General features: G+C 68.3%; 22 protein-coding genes. 14 read left to right on the top strand and 8 right to left on the bottom strand.

Annotation, left to right across the window (positions count from 1 at the left end; all coding sequences use genetic code 11):
- The first annotated feature begins 156 nt into the window (after positions 1-156).
- Entirely contained in the window at positions 157-849 is a 693-nt protein-coding gene (gene urtE / locus PMI14_RS23925; protein WP_007858151.1) for an urea ABC transporter ATP-binding subunit UrtE, read from the top strand.
- Positions 850-861: 12 nt separating this feature from the next.
- On the opposite strand, the gene PMI14_RS23930 is transcribed toward urtE, so the two are convergent.
- Positions 862-1,806 (bottom strand): LysR family transcriptional regulator, encoded by a 945-nt coding sequence (locus tag PMI14_RS23930; protein ID WP_007858172.1) that lies wholly within the window; start codon positions 1,804-1,806, stop codon positions 862-864.
- Between the two features lie 179 nt (positions 1,807-1,985).
- Here PMI14_RS23930 and PMI14_RS23935 point away from each other — a divergent pair, with 179 nt between their 5' ends.
- The 3 genes from PMI14_RS23935 to PMI14_RS23945 are packed head-to-tail and all read left to right on the top strand — an operon-like array spanning position 1,986 to position 5,920.
- The gene (locus PMI14_RS23935; RefSeq protein ID WP_007858174.1) at positions 1,986-3,008 is read left to right on the top strand and encodes a porin; all 1,023 of its coding nucleotides are present in this window, start codon (positions 1,986-1,988) and stop codon (positions 3,006-3,008) included.
- A 52-nt stretch (positions 3,009-3,060) separates the two neighbouring features.
- Positions 3,061-4,029: a tripartite tricarboxylate transporter substrate binding protein gene (locus PMI14_RS23940; protein ID WP_007858175.1), complete on the top strand. Its 969-nt coding sequence runs from the start codon at positions 3,061-3,063 to the stop codon at positions 4,027-4,029.
- A 43-nt stretch (positions 4,030-4,072) separates the two neighbouring features.
- Positions 4,073-5,920: a CocE/NonD family hydrolase gene (locus PMI14_RS23945; RefSeq protein ID WP_007858176.1), complete on the top strand. Its 1,848-nt coding sequence runs from the start codon at positions 4,073-4,075 to the stop codon at positions 5,918-5,920.
- Between the two features lie 18 nt (positions 5,921-5,938).
- Here the strand turns inward: PMI14_RS23945 and PMI14_RS23950 are convergent, their stop codons facing one another.
- The gene (locus PMI14_RS23950; protein WP_007858177.1) at positions 5,939-6,784 is read right to left on the bottom strand and encodes a phosphatase PAP2 family protein; all 846 of its coding nucleotides are present in this window, start codon (positions 6,782-6,784) and stop codon (positions 5,939-5,941) included.
- Positions 6,785-7,018: 234 nt separating this feature from the next.
- On the opposite strand from PMI14_RS23950, the gene PMI14_RS23955 reads away from it, so the two are divergent.
- A complete protein-coding gene (locus PMI14_RS23955) occupies positions 7,019-8,119 on the top strand; it encodes a diacylglycerol kinase family protein (RefSeq protein ID WP_007858178.1) in 1,101 nt (366 codons plus the stop codon).
- A 56-nt stretch (positions 8,120-8,175) separates the two neighbouring features.
- Positions 8,176-8,988, top strand: coding sequence for a metallophosphoesterase (locus PMI14_RS23960; protein ID WP_007858179.1), 813 nt, complete (start codon positions 8,176-8,178; stop codon positions 8,986-8,988).
- A gap of 3 nt (positions 8,989-8,991) precedes the next feature.
- Here PMI14_RS23960 and PMI14_RS23965 read toward each other — a convergent pair whose 3' ends face one another.
- Positions 8,992-10,134 carry a porin gene (locus tag PMI14_RS23965; protein WP_007858180.1) on the bottom strand — a complete coding sequence of 381 codons (1,143 nt, stop codon included), beginning with the start codon at positions 10,132-10,134 and terminating at the stop codon, positions 8,992-8,994.
- A 274-nt stretch (positions 10,135-10,408) separates the two neighbouring features.
- Positions 10,409-11,137, bottom strand: coding sequence for a TetR/AcrR family transcriptional regulator (locus PMI14_RS23970; RefSeq protein ID WP_007858181.1), 729 nt, complete (start codon positions 11,135-11,137; stop codon positions 10,409-10,411).
- A 170-nt stretch (positions 11,138-11,307) separates the two neighbouring features.
- Between PMI14_RS23970 and PMI14_RS23975 the strand changes: the two genes are divergently transcribed.
- The 4 genes from PMI14_RS23975 to PMI14_RS23990 all read left to right on the top strand — a co-directional run bounded on the left by PMI14_RS23975 (position 11,308) and on the right by PMI14_RS23990 (position 15,376).
- On the top strand, positions 11,308-12,291 hold the full coding sequence (locus PMI14_RS23975) for a tripartite tricarboxylate transporter substrate-binding protein (protein ID WP_007858183.1): 984 nt from the start codon (positions 11,308-11,310) through the stop codon (positions 12,289-12,291).
- A gap of 15 nt (positions 12,292-12,306) precedes the next feature.
- A complete protein-coding gene (locus PMI14_RS23980; protein ID WP_007858184.1) occupies positions 12,307-13,122 on the top strand; it encodes a cyclase family protein in 816 nt (271 codons plus the stop codon).
- Positions 13,119-14,126: a fumarylacetoacetate hydrolase family protein gene (locus tag PMI14_RS23985; protein ID WP_007858185.1), complete on the top strand. Its 1,008-nt coding sequence runs from the start codon at positions 13,119-13,121 to the stop codon at positions 14,124-14,126. Before PMI14_RS23980 ends, PMI14_RS23985 begins: the two co-directional genes overlap by 4 nt.
- 161 nt (positions 14,127-14,287) lie before the next feature.
- Complete coding sequence (locus PMI14_RS23990) at positions 14,288-15,376, top strand: adenylate/guanylate cyclase domain-containing protein (protein WP_007858186.1); 1,089 nt, start codon at positions 14,288-14,290, stop codon at positions 15,374-15,376.
- A gap of 39 nt (positions 15,377-15,415) precedes the next feature.
- On the opposite strand, the gene PMI14_RS23995 is transcribed toward PMI14_RS23990, so the two are convergent.
- Positions 15,416-16,144, bottom strand: coding sequence for a haloacid dehalogenase type II (locus PMI14_RS23995; protein ID WP_007858187.1), 729 nt, complete (start codon positions 16,142-16,144; stop codon positions 15,416-15,418).
- 185 nt (positions 16,145-16,329) lie between these two features.
- Between PMI14_RS23995 and PMI14_RS24000 the strand changes: the two genes are divergently transcribed.
- From PMI14_RS24000 to PMI14_RS24010, 3 genes are all read left to right on the top strand, one after another.
- Positions 16,330-17,562 carry an MFS transporter gene (locus tag PMI14_RS24000; RefSeq protein WP_007858188.1) on the top strand — a complete coding sequence of 411 codons (1,233 nt, stop codon included), beginning with the start codon at positions 16,330-16,332 and terminating at the stop codon, positions 17,560-17,562.
- 134 nt (positions 17,563-17,696) lie between these two features.
- Entirely contained in the window at positions 17,697-18,929 is a 1,233-nt protein-coding gene (gene alaC / locus PMI14_RS24005) for an alanine transaminase (RefSeq protein ID WP_007858189.1), read from the top strand.
- 179 nt (positions 18,930-19,108) lie between these two features.
- Positions 19,109-19,627, top strand: coding sequence for a GAF domain-containing protein (locus tag PMI14_RS24010; protein ID WP_007858190.1), 519 nt, complete (start codon positions 19,109-19,111; stop codon positions 19,625-19,627).
- A gap of 141 nt (positions 19,628-19,768) precedes the next feature.
- Here the strand turns inward: PMI14_RS24010 and PMI14_RS34380 are convergent, their stop codons facing one another.
- Positions 19,769-20,182 (bottom strand): helix-turn-helix domain-containing protein, encoded by a 414-nt coding sequence (locus PMI14_RS34380; protein ID WP_081497384.1) that lies wholly within the window; start codon positions 20,180-20,182, stop codon positions 19,769-19,771.
- A gap of 66 nt (positions 20,183-20,248) precedes the next feature.
- Between PMI14_RS34380 and PMI14_RS24015 the strand changes: the two genes are divergently transcribed.
- A complete protein-coding gene (locus tag PMI14_RS24015) occupies positions 20,249-20,674 on the top strand; it encodes a VOC family protein (RefSeq protein ID WP_238541896.1) in 426 nt (141 codons plus the stop codon).
- A 256-nt stretch (positions 20,675-20,930) separates the two neighbouring features.
- Here PMI14_RS24015 and PMI14_RS24020 read toward each other — a convergent pair whose 3' ends face one another.
- Together PMI14_RS24020 and PMI14_RS24025 are read right to left on the bottom strand one after the other, a co-directional pair.
- The gene (locus PMI14_RS24020; protein WP_007858192.1) at positions 20,931-22,037 is read right to left on the bottom strand and encodes a M14 family metallopeptidase; all 1,107 of its coding nucleotides are present in this window, start codon (positions 22,035-22,037) and stop codon (positions 20,931-20,933) included.
- A 36-nt stretch (positions 22,038-22,073) separates the two neighbouring features.
- Positions 22,074-22,913, bottom strand: a complete 840-nt coding sequence (locus tag PMI14_RS24025) for an urease accessory protein UreD (protein ID WP_007858193.1) — start codon at positions 22,911-22,913, stop codon at positions 22,074-22,076.
- Between the last annotated feature and the right edge of the window lie 162 nt (positions 22,914-23,075).

Below are 23,075 nucleotides of genomic sequence, written 5' to 3' on the forward strand. Positions count from 1 at the left end.
CGCCTTTCTTTTGGGTACTTTTCTTTGGCGAAGCAAAGAACAAGTACCTCGGCCGCCGGGCCGAGACCCGGCTCCCGTCCCCTGCCAAGGCACGCCGCAACCACTGCTCCCAATTGCAAGCACGATGAACCCGTGAACCAGATATAGGCCAGCACAATGCTCACCGTCCAAAACATCAACCAGTACTACGGCGGCTCCCACATCCTGCGCGACGTGAGCCTCACCGCCGAACCCGGCAAGGTCACCGTCCTCCTGGGCCGCAACGGCGTAGGCAAGACCACCCTGCTCAAAAGCCTCATGGGCCTGGTGCCCATCAAGAGCGGCTCCATCCAGTTCGATGGCAAGCCCATCGACAAGACCGCCCCCTACGACCGCGCCCGCGCCGGCATCGGCTTCGTGCCGCAAGGCCGCGAGATCTTCGGCCGCCTCACCGTCGAAGAGAACCTGCGCATGGGCCTGGCCTACAAGAGCGGTTCCACCCCCGTGCCGCCGCACCTGTACGAGCTGTTCCCCGTGCTCAAGCAGATGCTGCGCCGCCGCGGGGGCGACCTCTCGGGTGGGCAGCAGCAGCAGCTGGCCATCGCGCGGGCCCTTGCGCCCGGGCCGCGCCTGTTGATCCTGGACGAGCCCACCGAAGGCATCCAGCCCAGCATCATCAAGGACATCGGCCGCGTCATCCGCATGCTCGCCGACAAGGGCGAGATGGCCATCCTGCTGTGCGAACAGTACTACGACTTCGCGCAGGAACTGGCCGACCAGTACCTGGTCATGGAGCGTGGCGAGGTCATCGCCCGGGGCCCTGGCAGCGAGATGGAAGCCAAGGGCATCCGCAACCTCGTCGCCATCTGATCGGTCCCAGGATCAGCCCGCCTTGGCGGGTTTGGTGCGTTTTGCCGGTTGCTCCTTGACCGCAGCGGCTGGCAGCGCCATCGCCTCCACCAGCAACCGGGTGAAGGTGTCGTGCAAGGGCGAGGCCGGTGCATTGCTCAGCGTGGCGATGCCCAGCTGGTAGCCGATGTGGGGCTTGAACGGGCGCGAGCTGATGCCGCCTTGGGGGCAATGCCGCGCCAGCAGCGCGTTGACGATGGACACCCCCAGGCCTTGCGCCACATGGGCACAGGCCTCGCTCACCGAGTGCACCTCCAGCGCCACGCGTGGCTGCACGCGCTTTTGGCGGAAGGCCATGTCGATCTCGTGGCGTATCTGGCGCTGGCGGCCCAGCAGGATCAGGCTGCAGTCGATCAGGTCGTCAGGGCTCACCTGGGCGAGCTGTTCCAGGGCATGGCCCTTGGGCATGATGCATACCGCTTCGGAGTCGAGCGTCGCACGCGTGGCCAAGCCCTGCATCTCCATCGGCAGGCGCACCAGGCCGATGTCGGCCTCGCGGCCGAGCAGGGCCTGCTCCGCGTCGCTGTACGAGCCGGACAGCACCTCCAGCACCACATCGGGGTGCGCCTGCATGAAGCGCCTGGCCAGCGTGGGCATCAGCGTGGTGGCCAGCGTATTGGGCACGGCCACCTTGAGCAGGCGCCGCTTGAATCCTCCCAGTCGCAGCTGCTCGGCATGCCGGCGAAAGCACTGGGCCGAGTCCATCAGGCCCTGGGCATCGTTGCGCAAGGCCTGGGCCTCGGCGGTCGGCGTCAGGCGGCCCTTCTCGCGCACGAACAGGCGCAGCGCCAGGCTCTCCTCCAACTGGGCCAGCAGCCGGCTGATGGCGGGCTGCGACAGGCCCAGGCGCTCGGCTGCGCCGGTGGTCGAGCCGCTGAGCATGATGGCCTGGAAGGCCTCGAGCTGCTTGAAATTCATGGGGGACTGAACGGTGTGGAAAAGCCTGTGCGCGCATCTTTGCACCCGCACCGCGCAGGCGCAAACACACAGCAATCCGCATAGGGTAATACGGCTTCGTCATAGCGTTGTGGGCAAGCCCCCCGCTCCACAGAATTCGTGGCGTCAGAACCCACATCCGATTCAAGGAGCGAGACTTCATGAGGCCTATTTCCCCCGCCGCGCTGGCTGCCAGCAGCCTGGTATTTCTGTCTGCCGGCGCACCCGCCACGGCGCAATCGCAAGACCTGCAGGTCTACGGCCAGGTGCGCCTCACCGTCAACAATGTGAAGGCCGGCAACGCTGGCTCCGTGATGGAAGAGCGCGACAACGCTTCCCGCCTGGGCTTTCGCGGCAAGGAGGACCTGGGCGACGGCATGGCCGCGCTGTTCGGCCTGGAGATGGGGCTCGAAGCCGACTCGGGCGCCGCCACCACGCCCGAGTTCCGCAACAGCTACGTCGCCTTGCGTGGCGGCCTGGGCACGCTGGCGCTGGGCCGGCTCGATTCGGCCAACCCCACGGGCTCGCCGCTGTACTCGCAGGTCACGCGCATCACCTCGTTCGCGGCCAACGACGCCGGGGCCACGGCCATCGGCACCTCCATCCTCAATGCGCGCAACCGCACCTCCAATGCGCTGGGCTACCAAAGCCCGACCTGGGGCGGCGTGAACCTGCGTGCGCGCTACTACCTGCGCGGCGACGCCAAGACGCCCGAGCAGGAAAACGGCGCCAGGTCGCTCGACCTGGGCCTCAACTACGCCGACGGCCCCTGGTCCGCAGGCATCGGCTACGGCACGGACCGGCGCCCGGGCGGCCTGCTGGCCAACGAGTTCGCGAGCAAATGGCAGCTGGGCCTGCGCTACGACTTCGGCGCCATCGAGCCCTATGTGCTGCTGGGCCGCGACCGCTATGCGGCAGCCTCCACTGCCGTGCGTGCCGACGTGGACTACTGGCTGGTGGGCAGCCGTTTCTCTGCGGGCCCGCACGCCCTGGTGGTCAACCTGATGCAGCGCGACGTGCAGGCCTCGCAGCGGGGGCTTCGCAAGCGCCAGCAGGTCGCGTACACCTATGCCTTGTCCAAGCGCACCGAGCTGCAGGCCTTCCTCGACCGCGACGGCATCGATTCCAGCCGCAGCAACGTGGCCGTGCGCGTGGTGGGCGCGGGAGTGCGCCATGATTTCTGAAACCCGGCAACCCCTGCTCCATTCCTCCTTGCCATCGACCCCGAGTTCCCTCATGTCCCGAATCCAGAAAACCCTCGCGCTGATGAGCGTCTCGTTGGTCCTGTGCCACCCCCTGGCCGTGGCGGCGGCCGACTTTCCTGAAAAGCCCGTGCGCATCGTGGTCCCGTTCCCGGCGGGGGCAGCCGCCGATACGGCCATGCGTGTGGTGGCACGCAAGATGTCGGAGCAGTGGCGGCAACCCGTCGTCATCGACAACCGGCCCGGTGCGCACGGCTTCCAGGCGGTCACTTCGTCCGCGGCCGACGGCTACACCCTGCTCATGGGCGCAGGCTCGGGCATGGTCACGGCGCCACTGCTGTCCAGCAAGCTGCCGTACAACCCGTCCCGCGACTTCGTGCCCGTGGGGCGCGTGGTGATCAACGTGCCCATCCTCACCACGCACCCGGGCCTGCAGACCCGCACCGTGCGCGAGCTGGTCGACCTGGCGCGCAAGAGCCCGGGCACCCTGAACTACAGCACCAGCGGCAATGGCAGCCCGGGCCACCTGTCGATGGAGATGTTCCAGGCCGCCACGGGCACCAAGATGGTCCAGATCCCCTACAAGGGCGGCGGCCCTGCCGTGAACGAACTGGTGGGCGGCCATGTGCAGCTGGGCATGAACGCCGTGCCCAGCGTGTTCGCACACATCAAGGCGGGCCGGCTGGTGCCGCTGGCGGTGGCCAGCGCCAAGCGCTCGCGCGCCTTCCCGCAGGTGCCGACCATGGCCGAGGCCGGTGTCAAGGATTTCGAGTACGACATCTGGTACGCCCTGTTCGCCCCCACGGGCACACCGCCCGATGTGGTGGGCAAGGTCGGCAAAGCGCTCAACAGTGCGTTGGCCGATGCCGAGGTGAGCAACCTGCTCGTGGCCCAGGGCGCTGAGCCGGCCCCCACCACGCCGCAGGAGCTGGCGCGCTTCATCCAGGAAGACACGGCACGCTGGGCCAAGCTGGTCAAGGAACGCAACCTCAAGCTCGACTGACCGGGGCCACAGCATGACGATGACAACAACAACGACGACGCCCATGGCGGCGGCCGGTGGTAGCGTCTCCCGGCACACCCACCGCGTGCCCATGCGCGACGGGGTGCACCTGGCCACCGACCTTTACCTGCCCACACAGTCCCCAGGCCCCTGGCCCGTGCTGCTGGAGCGCACGCCCTACGGCAAGAACGCCGAGACCCGGCGCGAGCGCACGGCCGCCAACCCCGCGCCCCTGCGGCGTGGCGAAGTGGCCGCCCGTTTTGCCGAGGCCGGCTACGCCGTGGTCGTGCAGGACTGCCGCGGCCGCTTCGACTCCGAAGGCCAGTTCACCAAGTACCTGGGCGAGGCCCACGACGGCGCCGACACCCTGCAGTGGATCATGGCCCAGCCCTCCTGGTGTGGCGGCGCGGTGGGCACCTACGGCCTGTCGTACGCGGCCCACACCCAGACGGCGCTGGCCAGCCAGCGGCCCGAGGGTCTCAAGGCCATGTTTCTCGAATGCGGTGGCTTTGCCAATGCCTACCGCGGCGGCATCCGCCACGGTGGCGCGTTCGAGCTCAAGCAGGCCGTTTGGGCACTGCGCAACGCCTGCAGCGGCAGCACACAGCTGGGCGATGCCGCACGCCAGGCGCTGGCGCAGGCGGATATCGGCGAGTGGTTCCTGCGCCTGCCCTGGTCGCGCGGCGACTCGCCCCTGCAGTGGGCGCCAGAGTACGAGGACTACCTCTTCGGCCAATGGGAGCGCGGCGCCTTCGACGACTACTGGCGCCAGCCCGAGCTGTATGCCGCCGGCCACTACGGGGCGCTGGACGGCGTGGCCCTGATGCTCATGTGCGGCTGGTGGGACCCCTATGCGCAGACCACCACCGACAACTACCTGGGCCTGGCCGGGCGTGGCAACCCCGGTGTGCGCATGGTGCTCGGCCCCTGGACGCATGGCGAGCGCAGCGTGCCGTATGCCGGGGACGTGGACTTCGGCCCCGGCGCCGTGCTCGATGGATCGCTCGCACCGGACTATGTGGCCATGCGGCTGGCATGGTTCGACCACTGGCTCAAGGGCCAACCCCTGCCACCGGCGATGGACGACAGCGTGCGCTACTTTCGCATGGGCGGCGGCTCGGGGCGGCGCACGCCCGCCGGCCGGCTCGACCACGGCGGCACATGGCGCAGCGCCAGCCACTGGCCCGTGCCCGGCACCGCTTTCGTGCCCTGGTACCTGGGGGCGGACGGCGCACTCTCGCCCGTGCAGCCGGACCGCGACGACGCGCTGGGTTTCGACTTCGACCCCGCGTCCCCAGTGCCCACCCTCGGCGGCTCCATCACCTCGGGCGAGCCGCTGATGGTGGCGGGCGCCTACGACCAGCGCACCAGCGGGCAGACCTTCGGGGCCCGGGCGCCCCATGGCCCGTTGGCGCAGCGGCCCGACGTGCTGGTCTTCCAGACGCCGGTGCTCGACGAGGACATGGAAGTCTCTGGGCCCATCACCATCGAGCTCTGCGTATCGTCCTCGGCCCCGGACACGGACTTCACCGCCAAGCTGATCGACCAGTACCCGCCCAGCGCCGACTACCCCGAAGGCTATGCCATGAACCTCACGGATGGCATCCTGCGCTGCCGCTACCGGCGTTCGTGGGAGGCCCCCGAGATGATGCGGCCCGGCGAGGTGGTGCAGATCACCATCGAGCCCATGCCCACCTCCAACCTGTTCCGCAGGGGGCACCGTATCCGGCTGGACATCTCTAGCAGCAACTTCCCGCGCTTCGACGTCAACCCCAACACCGGTGCACCGGAGGGCAGCGCGGGGCCGCGTGTGGTGGCGCGCAACAGCGTGCACATGGGGCCGGGCGCGCCGTCGCGGGTGGTGCTGCCGGTGATTGCGGCGCGGCCCTGAACCAGGCCGGGGCCCGGCTCAGCCAGGCGCCGGCACGGCGTCCCCCCGGTGCCGCCAACGCGCCACGCTTTCGATCACCAGCACCGTACACACCATCCAGGTGCCGCCCAGCAGCCAGCCCGCCAGCACGTCGCTGGCGTAGTGCACCTGCAGCACCATGCGGCTCCAGCCGGTGGTGAAGACCAGCATGCCCGCCAGCACCGCGCACGGCACATGCCAGCGCAGCGGCAGCAGGCGCGTGGCGAGGTAGGCCAGCAGGGTGTAGGCCACCATCGAGGCACTGCTGTGCCCGCTGGGAAAGCTGTAGCCGTCGGCCTGCGCCACGCCGTGGTGCAAATGCTCGGGTCGGGCGCGTTCGAAGATGCTTTTGAGGATGCGCGTCAGCGCCCCGTTGCCTGCCATGGCCGCCAGCCAGCCGGTGGCCAGCAAACGCTGGCCGTGCCACCACAGGCCGGCAGCCACCAGGGCCGTGAGCGCGGTGAGCACCGCGGTGTCGCCCAGGTGGGTGAGGGTGGCAAACCAGCGCAGCACCCCGGTGGCGGCGTGCATGCGCAAGGCGTCGGCAATGGCATCGTCCACCGTGCCCCAGTCGCCGTCCTGCTCGCTGCCGCTCTCGGCCAGTTCGGCCATCATGCTGCCGGCCAGCACCATGGCACAGGCGGCTGCCAGCATGCCCGCCAGCAGGGCCCAGCGCGGATCGATGGCCATGGGCAGCGTGCGCTTCAGCAGCGGACCGCCATGGCGCCGCACGCTGCGCAGGCCCCACAGCGCCGCGGCCCCCGCCAGGCCGGCCAGCGCCAGGCCGGCCAGCCACCAGCCCAGGGGGTGGCTGGCGATGAGGTGGCCGATGGCGGTGGCGTTCATGGGATTCACTGGCAAGCGTCCGGTTCTGGGTCGATACTGCCGGTTGTATCGCACCGCCCATCACCCCTTCGCAACGGGTGTGAATGTAGGACAAGGCGCCGACAGGCGCACAGCGCCGTGGCTGACAGGCCCGCGCACAAGACCCGGGCACGATGGTGCGATAGCGGCCCTTGCGCCGCCGCGGCCCGGCCGCGGTGGGCAGCCGCTGCACCACCGGAGCCTTGCCTTTCACCCATGACCATTGCCCAATGTTCCCCTGCCGTCCACCCCCATGGGCGCATCCACCTCGTGGTGCCCAAGCGCCCGGGCGCCGACTTCGACCTGGTGCGCGCCAAGCTCGAAGGCGCCTTTGCGGCCCATGCGCACGACGTGGTGTGGCATGTGCCCGACGAGCGCGGCGACATCGTCGAGCTGGCCTACCAGGCCGTGCGCGATGCGCAGGCCGATGGCGGGCTGGTGGTGGCCGCCGGTGGCGACGGCACCATCAACGCGGTCGCCGCGGCAGCGCTGCAGGCAGGCGTGCCAATGGGCGTGGTGCCCATGGGCACCTTCAACTATTTCAGCCGCGAGCACGGCCTCGCGCTCGACCCCGAGATTGCCGTGCAGGACATGCTGCACGCCATGCAGCACAGCGACATGCGCCCCGTGCAGGTCGGTTTCGTCAACGACCGCATGTTCGTGGTGAACGCTGCCGTGGGTCTGTACCCGCGCCTGCTGGCCGAGCGCGAGATGGCCTCCAGGCGCTTTGGCCGCTCGCGCATGGTGGCCATCCTGTCCGCGGTGTGGAGCATGTTCCGCCCGGCCGGCGGACGCCGCTGGCGCGTCATCATGCGCACGCACGAAGGCGCCCAGGCCCAGCAGGAGGAGCACCTGGTCACCACCCTGTTCGTGGGCAACAACCCGCTGCAGCTGGGCCGTGTCGGGCTCATGCAGGCCCAGTCGGTGGCCCAGGGCGGCCAGCTCGCCGTCGTCCTGCTGCAGCCGCAGGACCGCTGGGCCGTCGCCCGCACGGTCTGGAACGCGGCCACCGGCCAACTGGCGCGCGACCCGGCGGTGGTGAGCATGGCCTGTGCCGAGATGACCGTCGCCCCCGCCAGCTGGCGCCCGGCCCAGGTGAAGGTGGCCTTCGACGGCGAGCGCGAATGGATGGCGCCGCCGCTGCGCTTTCGGGTGCATGACAAGCCGCTGTGGCTGGTCACGCGCACCACGCTCGACCGCGACCCCACGTCCGCACCGGCGGGCGGTGATGTGGCTGCAAGCCACCCCGTGCAAGAAGTGCCGGCGTCCGAGCCCGCGCCTCCACCCGCCATCACCCCGCTGCCTGCGCTGGGCTGACTTTTTTCCGCTTCTCTCTCACACTCGACTCTGCGCACCACAGCACCTTTGCACCCATGTCCGTATTGATGCACCTGTCCGACCTGCACTTCGGCGCCCACGAGCCGGTGGTCTGCCGCGCTGTGCAGGCCCTGGCGCGGCAACTGGGCGTTTCGGTGGTGGTGGTCTCGGGCGATGTCACGCAGCGCGCCACTGCGCCCCAGTTCGCGCAGGCCGCCAGCTTCATCCGCGGGCTCGATGCCGGCGCCACCGTGGTGCTGCCTGGCAACCACGACCTGCCGTTGTTTGCCTGGTGGCTGCGCTGGGGTCGGGCCTACGACCGCTTTGCACACGAATTCGGCAACGACCTGGAGCCCGTGCGGCAACTGGGCCGCTTCTTCATCGTCGGCGTGAACACCACCCGGCCGTGGCGGCACGAGCGCGGCAGCCTCTCCAGCGCGCAGATCGCGCGCGTCGAGAAGCAACTGGCAGAGGCCTACGAAGAGCCCTGGCGCATCGTCGTCGCCCACCACCCGCTCACCGCGCGCAATGCGCAGGACAAGGAGCACCGCCCCGCACGCGCCGACGAGGCCCTGCTGCGCTGGCGCGATGCCGGCGCGCAGATGCTGCTGTCGGGCCACGCCCATGCCGCCGGGCTGCTGCAGCCGCTGCCCGGGCTGTGGGTCAGCCAGGCCGGCACGGCGGTATCGCACCGCCTGCGCCACGGCTACCCCAACAGCCTCGTCATCCTGAGCCACGAAGCGGACCTCCAGGACCCCGACAAGGCGCAGCGCTGGGCCTCGCGCTGGGACTATGACCCCGATCGTGCCGCCTTCCACTGCGTGCAGCGCCAGTGGGTAGATGACCCCAAGGGCGCCCTGGCCATCTGATCCTCAGAACCGGTGGCGCATGCCCAGCGCGAAGCTGGTGCCCTGCGCCTCCAGCACGCGCGGCGGTGCCGGCAAGGTCTGCGTGCGCGTGCTGTCGCGCAGGGCCATCAGGTAGAGGTCGGTGCGTTTGGACAGAAAGTAGTCGTACCCCACCGTGAACACCCGCCGCTGCAGATTGCCCCCGGCCACGGTGGCCGGCACCGGCCCCACGGCATCCTCCGTGCGGCGCGATGCATAGCCGACCAGCAGCCGGCCGGCGCCGATGGGCACGGCGGCACTCACATCCCACACGCGGTAGCCCAGGTCGAGCGGCGCCGTGGCCGTGCCCCGGTTCTGGATGCGGCCGAGATGGGCGAACACCTTCACCGCCGTGAAGTCGTACGAAGCCGCCAGCTGCCAGGCCCGCGTGTCGTTGGGCGAGGTGCCGTCGGCAAAGGTGATGGGGTTCTTCTTCACGCTCTGCCATGCCAGCGATGCGGCGAAAGGCCCCTGGCCATAGGCTGCGCGCAGCGCACTGTTCCCCCCGCCCTGACCCTCCGACAGCGCATGCGCGGCCGACAGGCTGAAGCCCGCCCAGGCGGGGCTGTCGTACACCACCGAATTCGCCCAGCCCGTGCCACCCGTGAGCGGCGCGCCGATGAAGGTCACCAGGTTCAGCGGCCCGAAGACGGTGGAATCGCCGAACGCATTCGAGGTGATGCTGTTCAGGAACAAGAGCGTAGTGACATTGCCCAGGCGCACGCGCCCCCAGCCGGGGTGCGCCAGCCCGACCCAGGCCGCGCGCGAGAACACCGGGTCCGCCGCGACGTTCACCGGCGCGGGCAGGGCGTCGCTGCGCCCGCTTGCGCCCGAGTCGTTGCGCAGGAAGGACGACAGCTCGAACGTCGCCGTGAGCCCGCCGCCCAGGTCCTCGTTGCCGCGCACGCCCCAGTGGCTGGTGGACATGCCGCCGCTTTCGAGCTTGCCGATGGGCCGGTCCAGCGCGTTCACACCGGCGGCAGCGCCCTCGAAACGGCCCACGGCCGCATCCACCAGGCCATAAAGCTGCAGGCCCGGGCCGGTGGCCGGCTGGGCGTGCACGCTGGTGGTGCCAAAGGCGGCCAAGGCGCTGGCCACGAGGGCGGATTTGTTCAGGGGGGATTTCATGGTCTGTCTCCAATCGGTGGTTGCTGGTGGATGGGGAGGAAGGTCGGGAAAAGGCCGCACCCGTCCACGGCGCGCTCGCAAGGCGAGCGTTCCGAGGGGCAGGGCGTGGTGGGGGGGCGCCGGGCAGGCGCTGTCTCTGGCGCCCCCGCCGTCCTGGCGGGGGCGCGCGCAGGCTCACGCACCGGTGGCATGCCACCGGCGCGTCGAAGATGTGTCGTGGGGCGGCCTGTGCCGCGTCAGGGCGCGCCGGTCAGGCGCATGGACTGCGGGGCCATCAGTGCACCGGCCCGCCGCAGGCGCCGCGCATGCCGTGGGCGATGAAGCGCACCAGCAGCGGCCCGGCCGTGGCCTCGTCGCCGGGCTGGTTCTGGCCGAACGAGAGGCGCTCGATGCGCCGGTCGTTCACGTGGTGCAGCAGTGCACCCAGCGCGAATTGGTAGCACCAGGCCACCTGGCCGCGTGTGGCCTGGGGCAGCGCGCTGGCGATGGCGTCGATGAAGGAGTGCGCGAGCGGGTCGAACAGCTCGCGGATGATGGGCTCGTCCTCTTCCAGGTGGTCGCTCATGCCCCGCGACAGCAGGCGCAGGAAGTGCTGGCCCGTCGGCTGGCTCGCCACCTCCAGCACCGGCAGCACGAAGGCCTTGACGATCTCGTCCAGCAGGTGCTCGGGGGCGGCGGCGCGCTGCGCATCGGCCAGCGATTGCAGGCGCACGCTGATGTAGCCCGCATGGGCGCGAAAGATCGCGTGGTACAGCGACAGCTTGGGGCCGTAGTAGTAGCCCACCAGGGCCAGCGGCACGCCGGCCTCGTCGGCAATGTCGCGGATCGATACGCCGTGGAAGCCGCGTGCGGCAAACAGGCGTTCGGCCGCCTGCAGGATGTTGGCCTGGCGGTTCGGCGCCAGCTTGTCTTCGGGGCTGGCCAGGGCCTTGCCGGTGGTGCGCTTGCGCGGCGCAGGGGATGCCTCGGGCAAGGCGGGGGCAGGGGATTTGGTGCGTGGCATGGTTCGATTTATACGTATGTACAAAACAATTGAACACTCGTACAAACCCCAGTGATGCAATGTTTGTACGTTCGTATAATTTTTCGCAGAGGCGGCTTGCACAGGGCCTGCCGCCTTCACTACGCCGTTTGTAGCAGCCATTGCAGTCCATTCCCGCAGGAGACAAATCCATGACCACCCGCCGCCGGTTCACCCAGCTTTCCGCAGCCGCGCTGCTGCCATCCACCTGGGCCCGGGCGTCTCAGGCCGCCACGGGCATCCCGGATGTCGCGCGCATCCTCATCGGCTTTCCGGCAGGCGGACCCATCGATGCGCTGGCCCGCCGTGTGGCCGACCGCATGCGTGGCAAGTACGCCGGCGCCGTGGTGGTCGAGAACAAGCCCGGCGCGGGTGGGCAGATCGGCATCCTCAGCCTGCGTGACAGCCCGGCCGACGGCACCAACCTGCTCATCACGCCTTCGTCCATGCTGTCCATCTACCCCTACACCTACCCCAAGCTGCGCTATGGGCTGGCCGATGTGGCGGCCGTTTCGGTGGCTGCCCACACCGACCACGGCCTGGCCGTGGGCCCGGGCGTGCCCGACAGCGTGCGCACCCTGGCGGACTTCCTGGCCTGGCTCAAGGCCAACCCCAGCAACGCCAACTACGGCAGCCCCGGCGCGGGCTCCATGCCGCACATGGTGGGCGTGCTGCTGTCGCAGATCACCCAGCTGGACATGCGCCACATCGCCTACCGCGGCACCGTGCCCGGCGTGCAGGACCTGCTGGGCGGGCAGGTGCCGGCGTTCTGGGGCCCCATCGGCGACTACCTGCAGCACACCAGAACCGGCAAGCTGCGCGTGCTGGCCATTGCCGGGGGCAAGCGCTCGGTGTTCCTGCCCCAGGTGCCCACCCTGCAGGAGCTGGGTTATCCCCTCAAGGTCAGCGAGTGGTATGGCTTCTTCCTGCCCGGCAAGGCCACGCCCGAGGTGGTCAAGCGTGCGTCCGACGCGCTGCAGGCCGCGCTCACCCAGCCCGAGGTGGTCGATTTCGGCAAGCAGTACGGGCTGGAGATCCGTGCCTCCAGCGCAGCCGACCTGGCCCGGATGCTGCAGGCCGACGCCGACCAGTGGCGCGGCCTGATCAAGCAAACCGGCTTCACCGCGGAATCCTGAGAAAGTCTTTCAGCCATGTCCACCCCATCCCCGCGCCGCATCGTCGATATCTCGATGCACCTTGAAAACGATGTCGTCTCCGACCCCCCGGGCCTGGGCCCGCGCATCAGCTACATCGACCACCACATGAGCTTCGACGACCTGGCGCGCTTCTTCCCCGGCGTGCGCAAGGAGGATCTGCCCGACGGCGAATCCTGGGCGGTCGAGGACGTGCAGCTCAACACCCACAACGGCACGCACCTCGATGCGCCCTACCACTTCGCATCCACCATGGACGGCGGCCAGCGCGCGCTGTCCATCGACGAGGTGGACCTCGACTGGTGCTTCCAGCCCGGCGTGAAGCTCGACTTTCGCCACCTGCCCGATGGCTACGTGGTGCAGGCCGCCGACGTGGCGGCCGAGCTCGCGCGCATCGGCCACACCCTGCAGCCTCTGGAGATCGTGGTCGTCAACACCCGTGCGGGCAGTGCCTACGGCACAGCGGGCTATACCCGCGCGGGCTGTGGCATGGGCTACGAGGCCACCATGTACCTGCTGGAGCGCGGCGTGCGCCTCACGGGCACCGACGCCTGGAGCTGGGACGCCCCCTTCGCCTACACCGCCGAGCGCTATGCCGAAACCCGCGACGCCTCGCTGATCTGGGAGGGCCACAAGGCCGGCCGCGACATCGGCTACTGCCACCTCGAAAAGCTGCACAACCTCGAAGCCCTGCCTGCGAGCGGCTTCTATATCTCCTGCTTCCCGGTCAAGGTGCGCGGCGCCTCCGCCGGCTGGACGCGCGCCGTCGCCATCTTCGATCCGGTACTCCCCCTGCGCAAGGAACCGGCATGAAGCTCGCCACCCTCAAGAACGGCCAGCCCGACGGCCGCCTGGTCGTCGTCTCGGCCGATGCCGCCCACTGCGTGGACGCCAGCCCCGTGGCCCCCACCCTGCTCGATGCGCTGCAACGCTGGGATGCGGTGCTTCCTGCCCTCACGCGCCTGTCGCAGGCCCTCGACATCCCCGACGCCCGCACCAGCGTGGGGGCCATTGCCTTCGATCCACGCCAGTGCGCGGCACCGCTGCCGCGCAGCTTCCAGTGGCTCGACGGCTCGGCCTTCCTGAACCACGGGCGGCTCATGGAGCGCGCCTTCAAGACCCCGCCCATTGCCGACTTCGAGACCATCCCCCTCATGTACCAGGGTGCGGCCGACGACTTTCTGGGCCCGCACGACCCGGTGCCGCTGCCTTCGGAAGACGACGGCATCGACTACGAAGGCGAGTTCGGTGTGGTGCTGGGGGCCACGCCCATGGGGGTCAGCGCCCGGCAGGCGCTGCAGCATGTGCGCCTGGTCGTGCTGCTCAACGACTGGAGCCTGCGCGGCTTTGGCCCGCGCGAGGCCAAAAGCGGCTTCGGCTTCGTGCAGGCCAAGCCCGCCACGGCATTTGCCCCTATCGCCGTCACGCTCGACGAGCTGGGTCCCGCCTGGCGCGAGGGCCGCGTGCACCTGCAGTTGCAGACCTACCGCAACGATGCCTGGTGCGGCCACCCGCACGGAGGTGCCATGCACTTCGACTTTGGCCAGTTGATCGCGCATGCCGCGCGCACGCGCCGGCTGTCGGCCGGCACGGTCATCGGCTCGGGCACCGTCTCCAATGCCGATGCAGCCATGGGCTCCAGCTGCATTGCCGAACGCCGCATGCGCGAAACCCTGGCCCAGGGTGCGCCGCGCACACCCTTTCTGCGCTTTGGCGAGCGGGTGCGCATGGTGGCGCTCGATGGGCAGGGCCGCCCCGGCCCCTTCGGCCAGCTCGACCAGGTGGTGTTGCGCGCGGGGGCCCTCGCTGCGGGTTGATGCGAGCACGGCGACTGCCGGGCGTCCATAGGGCGCTTTCCCCTGTTGTCGTTGTTTTCCCGGGGTCGGCTTGACCGGCCCGCGGGCCGCGCCTATTCTGGCTGGAGAGGACTGCCGTGCCCGGCAGTGCCCGGATCCCTGTAGAACCCCGCCTGTTGCCCATGCACAAAGAATTCAACCACGACGCCCTGCGCCGCCTGCAGGCGTTGATTGCCCGCGAGACAGGCGCCCCGCTGGGCGAGGCGGCCGCGGCCGAGGCGGCCGCCATCCTGCGCGGCGCCGACGGGCCCGAAGGCGTGCCCGCTGACGACAGCGTGGTGGCGGCACCGCGCGAGGTCACCATTTTGCTGGCCGACCTGCGCGGCTTCACGGCGCTGTCGGCATCGCTGCCCGCGGGCGTGGTGATCGCTGCGCTCAACCGCTGCCTGGCCGTGCTCAGCGAGGTGGTCTTCAAGCACCAGGGCGCCATCGACAAGTTCATGGGCGACTCCATCATGGTGCTGTTCGGCGCGCCCACGGCCAGCGACGACGATGTGGACCGGGCGCTGATGTGCGCCGTCGAGATGCAGATGGCCATGCGCGACCTGAACCTGGCCCACATGCGCGAGCGCCTGCCCGAGGTGTTCCTGGGCATCGGCGTGAACACCGGCACGGTGATGGCCGGGCGCTTCGGCTCCGACGTGTACTCCGAATACACCGTGATCGGCGAAGAGGTCAACCTCGCCTCGCGCATCGAGGCCTTCAGCCTGCGCGGCCAGGTGCTCATCAGCGAGGCCACCTACCAGCGCTGCTGGGGGCTGGTGTCGGCATCGGCCCCCATGCAGGTCTATGTCAAGGGGCGCCAGCAGCCCGTGGGCCTGCGCGAGCTGGTGGCCATCCCCTCGCGCAAGCTCAAGGTGCCGCGCCAGGAGTTTCGCCGCAGCCACCGCGTGGACACGCGCCTGCCCTGCCTGTGCCAGCGCATCCAGGACAAGATCATCGTGCCGCAGATCGTGCACACCGCCATCCGCGACATCGGCTACCACGGCCTGCTGGTGGAGATGACCGAGCCGCTCGCCCTGCACAGCGAGATCAAGCTCGAATTCGACCTGACCCTGGTCGAGTACCGCGCCACCGATGTGTACGCCCGCGTCATCACCCTGAAGCCCGAGGGCGAGCAATGGCTGGCGGGCCTGGAGTTCACCTCCATCAGCCCCGAGTGCCACGCCAAGGTGCAGATGTTCGTGCAGCTGCTGGTGGCAGCGCGGTAGGGCTCCGTCCTGCGCCGCTGTCAGGGCTGGATCAGGCGCTCAGCAGCCCAGCCGCTGGGCTGCGTCCACGATATCGCGGGTGTGCAGGTCATTGCCTGGCTGCGGAGTGCAGTCCTTGGGGCGGGTAGCGCCCAGTTCCAGGGGCCGCTCCACATAGATGGTGCGCAGCCCGCAGGCGCGCGCAGCCTCCAGGTCGTCGTGGTGGGTGGCCACCAGTGCCACCTGGGCGGGCTCCAGGTCGAAGATGCGCGCCACGCCCAGGTAGGTGTCCGGGTGGGGCTTGTACGCGCGGAACACCTCGGCGCTGAGCACGCAGTCCCACGGCAGGCCCGCGCGCTTGGCCATGTGGGTCAGAAGGCTGATGTTGCCGTTCGACAGGCTGGTAATGGTGAAGCGCTGCTTGAGCCGCGTGAGCCCGGCCACGCTGTCGGCCCAAGGGTCCAGCCGCTGCCACACATGGTTCAGGTGCCAGCGCTCGGCCTCGGTGAGGTAGGCCAGACCGAATTTCGGCAGTATCTCGTCGAGGATGCCGCGGTGCAGCGCGTCGATGCGCGTCCAGCCCTGCTCGCCGCGCATCACGCGCGCCATGGCCGGCTGGTAGCCGCTGCGCCAGGCGATGGCGAAGGCATCACCATCCACGGAAGGGTACAGCGCCTGCATCTCGCGCACGATGCTGCCGTGCCAGTCCACCACGGTGCCAAAGATGTCGAAGGCCAATACCTTCACGGTGCTGGCAAGCTCGTCTGCGGTGCTCGGTGGTGTGGTCATTCGCTGGCCTTGGTTGGGAACGAAGGCCAAAGCGTAGCAGGCCCGCCGCCAGCGCGTTTTGGCCAGGCATGCTATGGTTACAGAATTCGGGTTTACCCCCGTAACTCCGTTTCTTCTCCACACCCTGCATGTCCTGCGCTGCGCCATCGCGTGCAATGCAGTGCTGCCCTGTTGCTGCTGCCGCCATGACCGCGCCCCTGTCCCCCACGTCGTCGCCCATCGCCCACACCCCCACCGACGACCGCACCCTGGTGCGCGCCGTGCTGGCCCTCGGGGTCGGCGGCTTTTCCATCGGCACGGGCGAATTCGTCATCATGGGCCTGCTGCCCGAGGTGGCGCGCGACATCGGGGTCACCATCCCGCAGGCCGGCCACGTCATCAGCGCCTATGCGCTGGGCGTGGTGGTCGGCGCCCCGGTGCTGGCCGTGCTGTGCGCCAACTGGGGCCGGCGTGCGCTGCTGATGGCGCTGATGGTGGTGTATGCGCTGGGCAACTTCGCATCGGCCCTGGCGCCGGGCTACCTGTCGCTCAGCGCCATGCGCCTGTTCACCGGCCTGCCGCACGGCACCTACTTCGGCGTGGCCGCCCTCGTGGCCGCGGCCCTGGCGCCGCCCGGGCGCCGCGCGCGCGCCGTGGGCTGGGTCATGCTGGGGCTGACCACGGCCACCCTGGTGGGCGTGCCCATTGCGGCGGCGCTGGGCGAGTACTTCGGCTGGCGCGCGGCCTTCGTCTTCGTGGGGCTCATCGCCGTGGCCGCCGTGGTCATGGTGCGCCTGTGGGTGCCCGACATGCCGGCATCGCACGGTGCCAGCCCGCTGCGCGAACTGGGCGCCCTGGCGCGCAAGCAGGTGTGGTTCACCCTGGGCATCGGCGCCATCGGCTTTGGCGGCATGTTCGCCGTGTTCAGCTACATCAAGCCCACGCTGCTCGAAGTGGCCGGCCTCTCGCCCGCCTATGTGCCCTTCGTGCTCTCGCTGTTCGGCTTGGGCATGGTGGCGGGCAACATCGTCGGTTCGCGCATGGCCGACAAGGCCCTCATGCCCGCCATCGGCAAGGTGCTGCTGTGGTCCATCGTGGTGCTCGCGCTGTTCGTGCCCGCCGCACACCACCCGGTCAGCGCCGCGCTGGCCACCTTCTTCCTGGGCACACTGGTCGCCATCGGCCCTGCGCTGCAGATCCGCCTGATGGACGTGGCCGGCGATGCGCAGACCCTGGCCGCAGCGCTCAACCACTCGGCCTTCAACGCCGCCAACGCGCTGGGCGCCTGGCTCGGCGGTGTGTCCATCGCGGCCGGCCTGGGCTGGACGTCCACCGGCTGGGTGGGCGTGGTGCTGGGCATCTGCGGCGTGGGCATCTTCGCGTGGTCGATGGGCAGCGAGCGGAACACGCAGCGCGCCACGGCGGGCCTCAAGGCCTGAGCGTAGCGGCGGCGCTACAGCGCCGCCCTCTGCAGACCGGCCACCGCGTTCTGCGTTACAGTGAACGCGGGCCAACCCCATTGTTGGCCACGTCGCTCGGACGGTTCCGGGCGCTTACGTGAAAGTTCACCAGCATGTCTGCTTCTCAGGGCAAGCGCCGCTTTGCGCGCATCGATCGCCTCCCCCCCTACGTCTTCAACATCACGGCCGAGCTCAAGCTGGCTGCCCGCCGCCGTGGCGAGGACATCATCGACATGAGCATGGGCAACCCCGATGGCGCGACCCCGCCGCACATCGTGGCCAAGCTCACCGAGGTGGCCCAGCGGCCCGACACCCACGGCTACTCCGCCAGCAAGGGCATCCCGCGCCTGCGCCGCGCCATCAGCCACTGGTACAAGGACCGCTATGCGGTGGACATCAACCCCGACACCGAGGCCATCGTCACCATCGGCTCCAAGGAGGGCCTGGCCCACCTGATGCTGGCCACGCTGGACCGGGGCGACACCGTGCTCGTGCCCGACCCGAGCTACCCCATCCACATCTACGGCGCGGTGATCGCCGGTGCCGACATCCGCAGCGTGCCCGTGGCGCCCGACGTGGACTTTTTTGCCGAGCTCGAAAAAGCCATCCGCGGCAGCTACCCCAAGCCCAAGATGATGATCTTCGGCTTCCCGAGCAACCCCACGGCGCAGTGCGTGGAGCTGTCGTTCTTTGAGCGCGTGATCGCGCTGGCCAAGAAGCACGACATCCTGGTGGTGCACGACCTGGCCTACGCCGACATCGTGTACGACGGCTACCGCGCCCCCAGCATCATGGAAGTGCCCGGCGCCAAGGACGTGGCGGTGGAGTTCTTCACCCTGTCCAAGAGCTACAACATGGCCGGCTGGCGCGTGGGCTTCATGGTCGGCAACCCCGACCTCGTGGCCGCGCTCGCCCGCATCAAGAGCTACCACGACTACGGCACCTTCACCCCCCTGCAGGTCGCAGCCATCGCCGCGCTCGAGGGCGACCAGCAGTGCGTGAAAGACATCGCCGCCCAGTACCAGCGCCGCCGCGACGTGCTGTACAAAGGCCTCACCGAAGCCGGCTGGGCCGTGGACTGCCCCAAGGCCAGCATGTACATCTGGGCCCGCATCCCCGAGCCCTACCGCGCCCTGGGCTCGCTCGAATTCGCCCGCCAGTTGCTCGACAAGGCCAAGGTCTGCGTATCCCCCGGCATTGGCTTCGGCGACCAGGGCGACGAGTACGTGCGCTTTGCCCTTATCGAGAACGAGGCCCGCATCCGCCAGGCCGTGCGCGGCATTCGGGCCATGTTCAAGGCCGATGGGTTGTTGAAGGTGCCTGCGGCGGCGGCGACGACGGCGTGATGCCGCAATGATGGCCACCTGATCGGAGTTGGCGGCTCGCGGGTGAAAGGGGATGGCGGTAACCAGGCCGTCCGCTCTTCATGCGCAGCGCCATCTCTCGGTCATGTGTGATTCGATACGCAACAGACTTTTGCTTACGGCAGCCTGCTGAGTCGCGATTTAGACTGGCAGGTATGCACATGTTCGACTACCACCCCGACGACTTGGACGTCACCATTTCTGAAATGCTGGTCGCCACCAGTGACTCTGCCGATCACGAACTTCCCGAAGTGGTGCCAGCGGTGCTGAAACTGCTGCGCAAACGCCTGGGCATGGACGTGGCCTTCGTCTCGCAGATCGCAGACGGTCGCCGCACCTTCAAAGCCGTGGACAGCGCGCCCGATTTTGCGCCCGTCGTGGCGGGCATGTCCGACCCGGCCGAAGAAAGCTGGTGCCAGTATGTCGTCGAAGGCCGCTTGCCCGAGAAGATCGATGACGCAGCGCCGCTGGTCGCTGCCGGTAAGATGCCCGATCCCGGCTTCACCATCGGCACCCACCTGAGCACCCCCGTGCGCCTGGCCGACGGACAGGTGTACGGCACTTTGTGCTGCTTCAGCCGGGACGTGCATCCGGGGGCGGACATTGACCGTCTGCGGTTTACCGCGAATCTGCTGGCAGAAAAGCTCTCGCCCGGCGCGGTGGCGACTCCCTCCCAGTGAATCTGCGGTAGTTGGGGGCAACGGGCGGCGCGCGCAATGCGCCTCACAAGCCTTGCGCGTGCGTTTGCGGCGTGCGCCAAGCTATGCCAAGTGGACTCTGGCCTTCCACACAACTTGGCGCTTGCTGGCCGACCGACAGTACTAGGTGGCGGTTGGCTTTCGCGCATCGAATCGACTCCTTGCGTGTTCAACATGCTGCGAGTTATGCGCTACCCAGTCGACCAAGCCTTGTAAGGCAGGCAGCAAACTGAGCCCCATCCCCGTCAATTCGTACTCGACCCGGGGCGGGACCTCAGCGAAGACTTCTCTGAGCACCAGTCCGTCTCGTTCCAGGCTTCGAAGAGTCTGGGCGAGCATTTTCTCGGAAATGCTGCCAATGGCTTTCATCAGTTCCGAGAACCGGGCTCTACCGCCAGGCAGCATCGATAGCGCGAGTAAAGAAAAAATACTCCACTTGTCGCCAACCTTTGTCAGCAGCTCGCGAAAGGCTACCGGATCCTCATGTCCGCATAGCAGAACAGGCGTTTCATTATCGTTCGAGGGTTTATTTTTCATACATACTTCTATGTTAGCTGCTGACATATCTGTGCGTCCTTGTGCAAAAGAATTCACTGAAGTACAGTGACTGACCAAATCCAACCAATTGTCGAATACCCCAAAAGGAACGAAATGCTAGACCATGCCATCCTTACTGTCAGCAACATCGAAGTGTCGGTCGCGTTCTACGAGGCGGCCCTGAAACCTCTCTCCATCAAGTTCCTCGCGCCCTACAAGGGAAGTGACGGACACCCAGACCTCTGGGGTTTCGGAACCGGCAAGAATATCTTTTTCTGGCTAAAGCATGGAAAGCCCCACCCAGAGGCAATCCACTTGGGATTTGTAGCCGAAAGCAATGACGTGGTCGATGCGTTTTACAAGGCATCTATCGCGGCTGGGGCGAAGGAAAATATTTCACCCCGCGCCAGGATTGAATACTATCCGGGTTATTACGCCGCCGACGTCTTTGATCCTGACGGTTATTCTTTCGAGGCTGTTCATAAGAACTGATGTCGATAGGAAACAATGCCAAGAAAATTTTTTTATGAAAATAAAAATACGTGTCTTTTCTTGGAATTTTTGGAACCATTCAATAATGTGTACCCTCTCAGGGATCGGCGAAGTGGGGTAATGTCAAGCCGCAGACAATGCGACCTCATGGTGCCGGGCGGGGCATCTCCAGGTGCGGCATGACAAGGATGCTCCATTTGTCGTCACAGCCGCGCCCGCACGCTGGGTCTGGCGCAGGGCTGCGCTCGCCAACCCCTCAGACCTTGCGCAACCCCTGCAGGGTCTGCAGCAACACCACCCGCGTCTGCCCCAGCACCATGCCCTTCCACTCCTCGTTGTCGCAGTAGAACGCATCACGCAGCTGGGTGCGGATCTCGCGCTGCTGCGCGGCTGGTGCCTCGGGGTGGCGGCGCAGCCAGGTGTCTGCGCGCAGGCGCAGCAGCATGTCCGCCTCGGGCAGGGTGCCAAACTCCAGGCCCATGGGGGCGATGCGGGCGTTGGGACATTCGTCGAAAGCGGTGGTCACCACCGGGCCCGACACGTCGGCCGAGGCCGAATCGCCGGAGAAGGGCGAGAACACGTCGGCGCCCCACCAGGATTGGGCCAGCGCCAGGTCTTCGGGCGTGTTGCGGCCGGGGTAGATCTTCTCGCCGTGGCCGTAGGGCCCCAGGCCCGTGTGCACGTCGATCCAGCCCAGGTGCGTGGCCGATGCCGCGTATTTGCGCAGAATGGAGCGAATGGTCTTGTTGCTCCACGACGGCGCGGTGCCGCCGTAGAACAAGCCGTCGGGCGAGGTGTACTGGCCCTTGAACACGGCATTGCGGAAGGCGGCGAGGCCATGCTGGGCAACGTAGGCGTCCACAGCCGCATCGTCGGCGGGTGTGGGTGGCCAGGTGGCGGGCAGCACCAGCGGCTCGACCTCGGCATACGCCGTGTTCACCGGCAGCGGCGCGCTGAAGTCGATGTGGTTGCGGTTCAGGTCGATGTTGTCTTCGTTGGTGCGGTGCAGGTGCGAGAACCCGTGCGGGTTGACCGCATGCACCAGCAGCAGTGCCACGCCGGCCTGTTCGAGCCGCGCGAGCAGGTCGGCATCGTGGAGCGTGGCGACCTGCGTGCCCGAGCCGCAGAAGCCCTCGGGCCCATGCGTGCCCGAGGTCACAAGCAGGATCTTTTGCGCACCGATGGCGCCGACCAGCGCCACGTCGGTGGCCAGCTCTTCGCCCAGCGCACCCCGGTGGTCCGGGTGCATAAAGGACTCGATGGCCGCGCCGCTGTGCGCCGCGGCTTCGAGGAACTTGGTGCGGGCTTCGGCGTAGGTGCCCGAGAAGTGGCGCGTGGCCGCGCTGCGTTGCGGTGTAGACATGGCGAATGGCTCCTGTGTGGGGTGTGTCGAGTGGGGCTACATCGCCCAGATGCGCGGCGTCTCGCCCTGCAGCGCCCACATCTGCTCGCGCCAGGCCACGCGCACGGCCTTGAGCAGCTTCATCGCCGGCTCCACCTGCGGGGCCAGCACGCGCACCACCACCATCTGCGCGTTGGGGCTGGTGGCGCCTGCGGTGGCGGTCAGGGTGGGGTGCGCATCCATCACTGCGCGCGCAGCGTCCAGTGCGGCGTCGCGGCGGTTGCGCTCCAGCGCGCTGCCGGCGGCAAAAAACATGCTCGCCATGCAGCGCTGGCCGGCCAGGCCCAGCGGGCTTTGCAGCAGGCGCTCGTCGGCGGCGTCGATCACGCCGCGCTCCAGCCACAGGCCGGGCACGGTGAGGTGCTGCACGAAGCGGCCCTGCACAAAGGGCTGCTCGGCATGGGGCAGGCCCAGGGCGGTCACGTCCCAGCCCATGCATTCGGCGCCAGGCGCCAGGTTCAGAGTGAGGTGGTTCTCGGCATTGCAGGCGCTGTAGCACAGGGCCTCCAGCGGCAGCCATTCCAGGCGCGCGCCCTCGGCCAGCGTCAGGTGGCTGCGCTGCAGCGCCAGAGGGCCGGTGGAGCGGTAAAAGCGCGTGGCGCCCGGCGTGGTCACCAGGCCGTGCGCGCCCGGGCCCACGGTGGCGGTGATGTCCAGCGTGTCGCCGCCCACCAGGCCGCCGGGCGGGTGCACCAGCACGTTGTGGCAGATGCCATCGCCCTCGGGGTACAGGCTTTGCAGGATGCGCAGCGGGCCGTTGTGCTCGTACCGTGCCACGGTGCGGGCGTTCGGTTCTTCAACGGTGTAGTCGAGCTGCAGGCGGGCGTGCCAGGACATGGATGAATCACTGCCGAGCTGCGCGGCTGCTATTAAATGAATAGCTGATTATGCCTCTGCGACTTTTTGCACGGCGGCTTTGAAGGATCGCGTTCAGCCGGATAGCTAGGCGGGGAGCCGCAGACAGTGCTTTTGCACGGCAAGGCTCCCCAACGACGCTAG

This window comes from Acidovorax sp. CF316, assembly GCF_000276605.1.
In the GTDB taxonomy this organism is placed as follows: Bacteria; Pseudomonadota; Gammaproteobacteria; order Burkholderiales; family Burkholderiaceae_C; genus Acidovorax.

Excerpts from the sequence above, each read along its gene's own strand:
- urtE (WP_007858151.1), top strand. The coding sequence starts at position 157 with ATGCTCACCGTCCAAAACATCAACCAGTACTACGGCGGCTCCCACATC.
- PMI14_RS23930 (WP_007858172.1), bottom strand. The coding sequence starts at position 1,806 with ATGAATTTCAAGCAGCTCGAGGCCTTCCAGGCCATCATGCTCAGCGGC.
- PMI14_RS23935 (WP_007858174.1), top strand. The coding sequence starts at position 1,986 with ATGAGGCCTATTTCCCCCGCCGCGCTGGCTGCCAGCAGCCTGGTATTT.
- PMI14_RS23940 (WP_007858175.1), top strand. The coding sequence starts at position 3,061 with ATGTCCCGAATCCAGAAAACCCTCGCGCTGATGAGCGTCTCGTTGGTC.
- PMI14_RS23945 (WP_007858176.1), top strand. The coding sequence starts at position 4,073 with ATGGCGGCGGCCGGTGGTAGCGTCTCCCGGCACACCCACCGCGTGCCC.
- PMI14_RS23950 (WP_007858177.1), bottom strand. The coding sequence starts at position 6,784 with ATGAACGCCACCGCCATCGGCCACCTCATCGCCAGCCACCCCCTGGGC.
- PMI14_RS23955 (WP_007858178.1), top strand. The coding sequence starts at position 7,019 with ATGACCATTGCCCAATGTTCCCCTGCCGTCCACCCCCATGGGCGCATC.
- PMI14_RS23960 (WP_007858179.1), top strand. The coding sequence starts at position 8,176 with ATGTCCGTATTGATGCACCTGTCCGACCTGCACTTCGGCGCCCACGAG.
- PMI14_RS23965 (WP_007858180.1), bottom strand. The coding sequence starts at position 10,134 with ATGAAATCCCCCCTGAACAAATCCGCCCTCGTGGCCAGCGCCTTGGCC.
- PMI14_RS23970 (WP_007858181.1), bottom strand. The coding sequence starts at position 11,137 with ATGCCACGCACCAAATCCCCTGCCCCCGCCTTGCCCGAGGCATCCCCT.
- PMI14_RS23975 (WP_007858183.1), top strand. The coding sequence starts at position 11,308 with ATGACCACCCGCCGCCGGTTCACCCAGCTTTCCGCAGCCGCGCTGCTG.
- PMI14_RS23980 (WP_007858184.1), top strand. The coding sequence starts at position 12,307 with ATGTCCACCCCATCCCCGCGCCGCATCGTCGATATCTCGATGCACCTT.
- PMI14_RS23985 (WP_007858185.1), top strand. The coding sequence starts at position 13,119 with ATGAAGCTCGCCACCCTCAAGAACGGCCAGCCCGACGGCCGCCTGGTC.
- PMI14_RS23990 (WP_007858186.1), top strand. The coding sequence starts at position 14,288 with ATGCACAAAGAATTCAACCACGACGCCCTGCGCCGCCTGCAGGCGTTG.
- PMI14_RS23995 (WP_007858187.1), bottom strand. The coding sequence starts at position 16,144 with ATGACCACACCACCGAGCACCGCAGACGAGCTTGCCAGCACCGTGAAG.
- PMI14_RS24000 (WP_007858188.1), top strand. The coding sequence starts at position 16,330 with ATGACCGCGCCCCTGTCCCCCACGTCGTCGCCCATCGCCCACACCCCC.
- alaC (WP_007858189.1), top strand. The coding sequence starts at position 17,697 with ATGTCTGCTTCTCAGGGCAAGCGCCGCTTTGCGCGCATCGATCGCCTC.
- PMI14_RS24010 (WP_007858190.1), top strand. The coding sequence starts at position 19,109 with ATGTTCGACTACCACCCCGACGACTTGGACGTCACCATTTCTGAAATG.
- PMI14_RS34380 (WP_081497384.1), bottom strand. The coding sequence starts at position 20,182 with ATGAAAAATAAACCCTCGAACGATAATGAAACGCCTGTTCTGCTATGC.
- PMI14_RS24020 (WP_007858192.1), bottom strand. The coding sequence starts at position 22,037 with ATGTCTACACCGCAACGCAGCGCGGCCACGCGCCACTTCTCGGGCACC.
- PMI14_RS24025 (WP_007858193.1), bottom strand. The coding sequence starts at position 22,913 with ATGTCCTGGCACGCCCGCCTGCAGCTCGACTACACCGTTGAAGAACCG.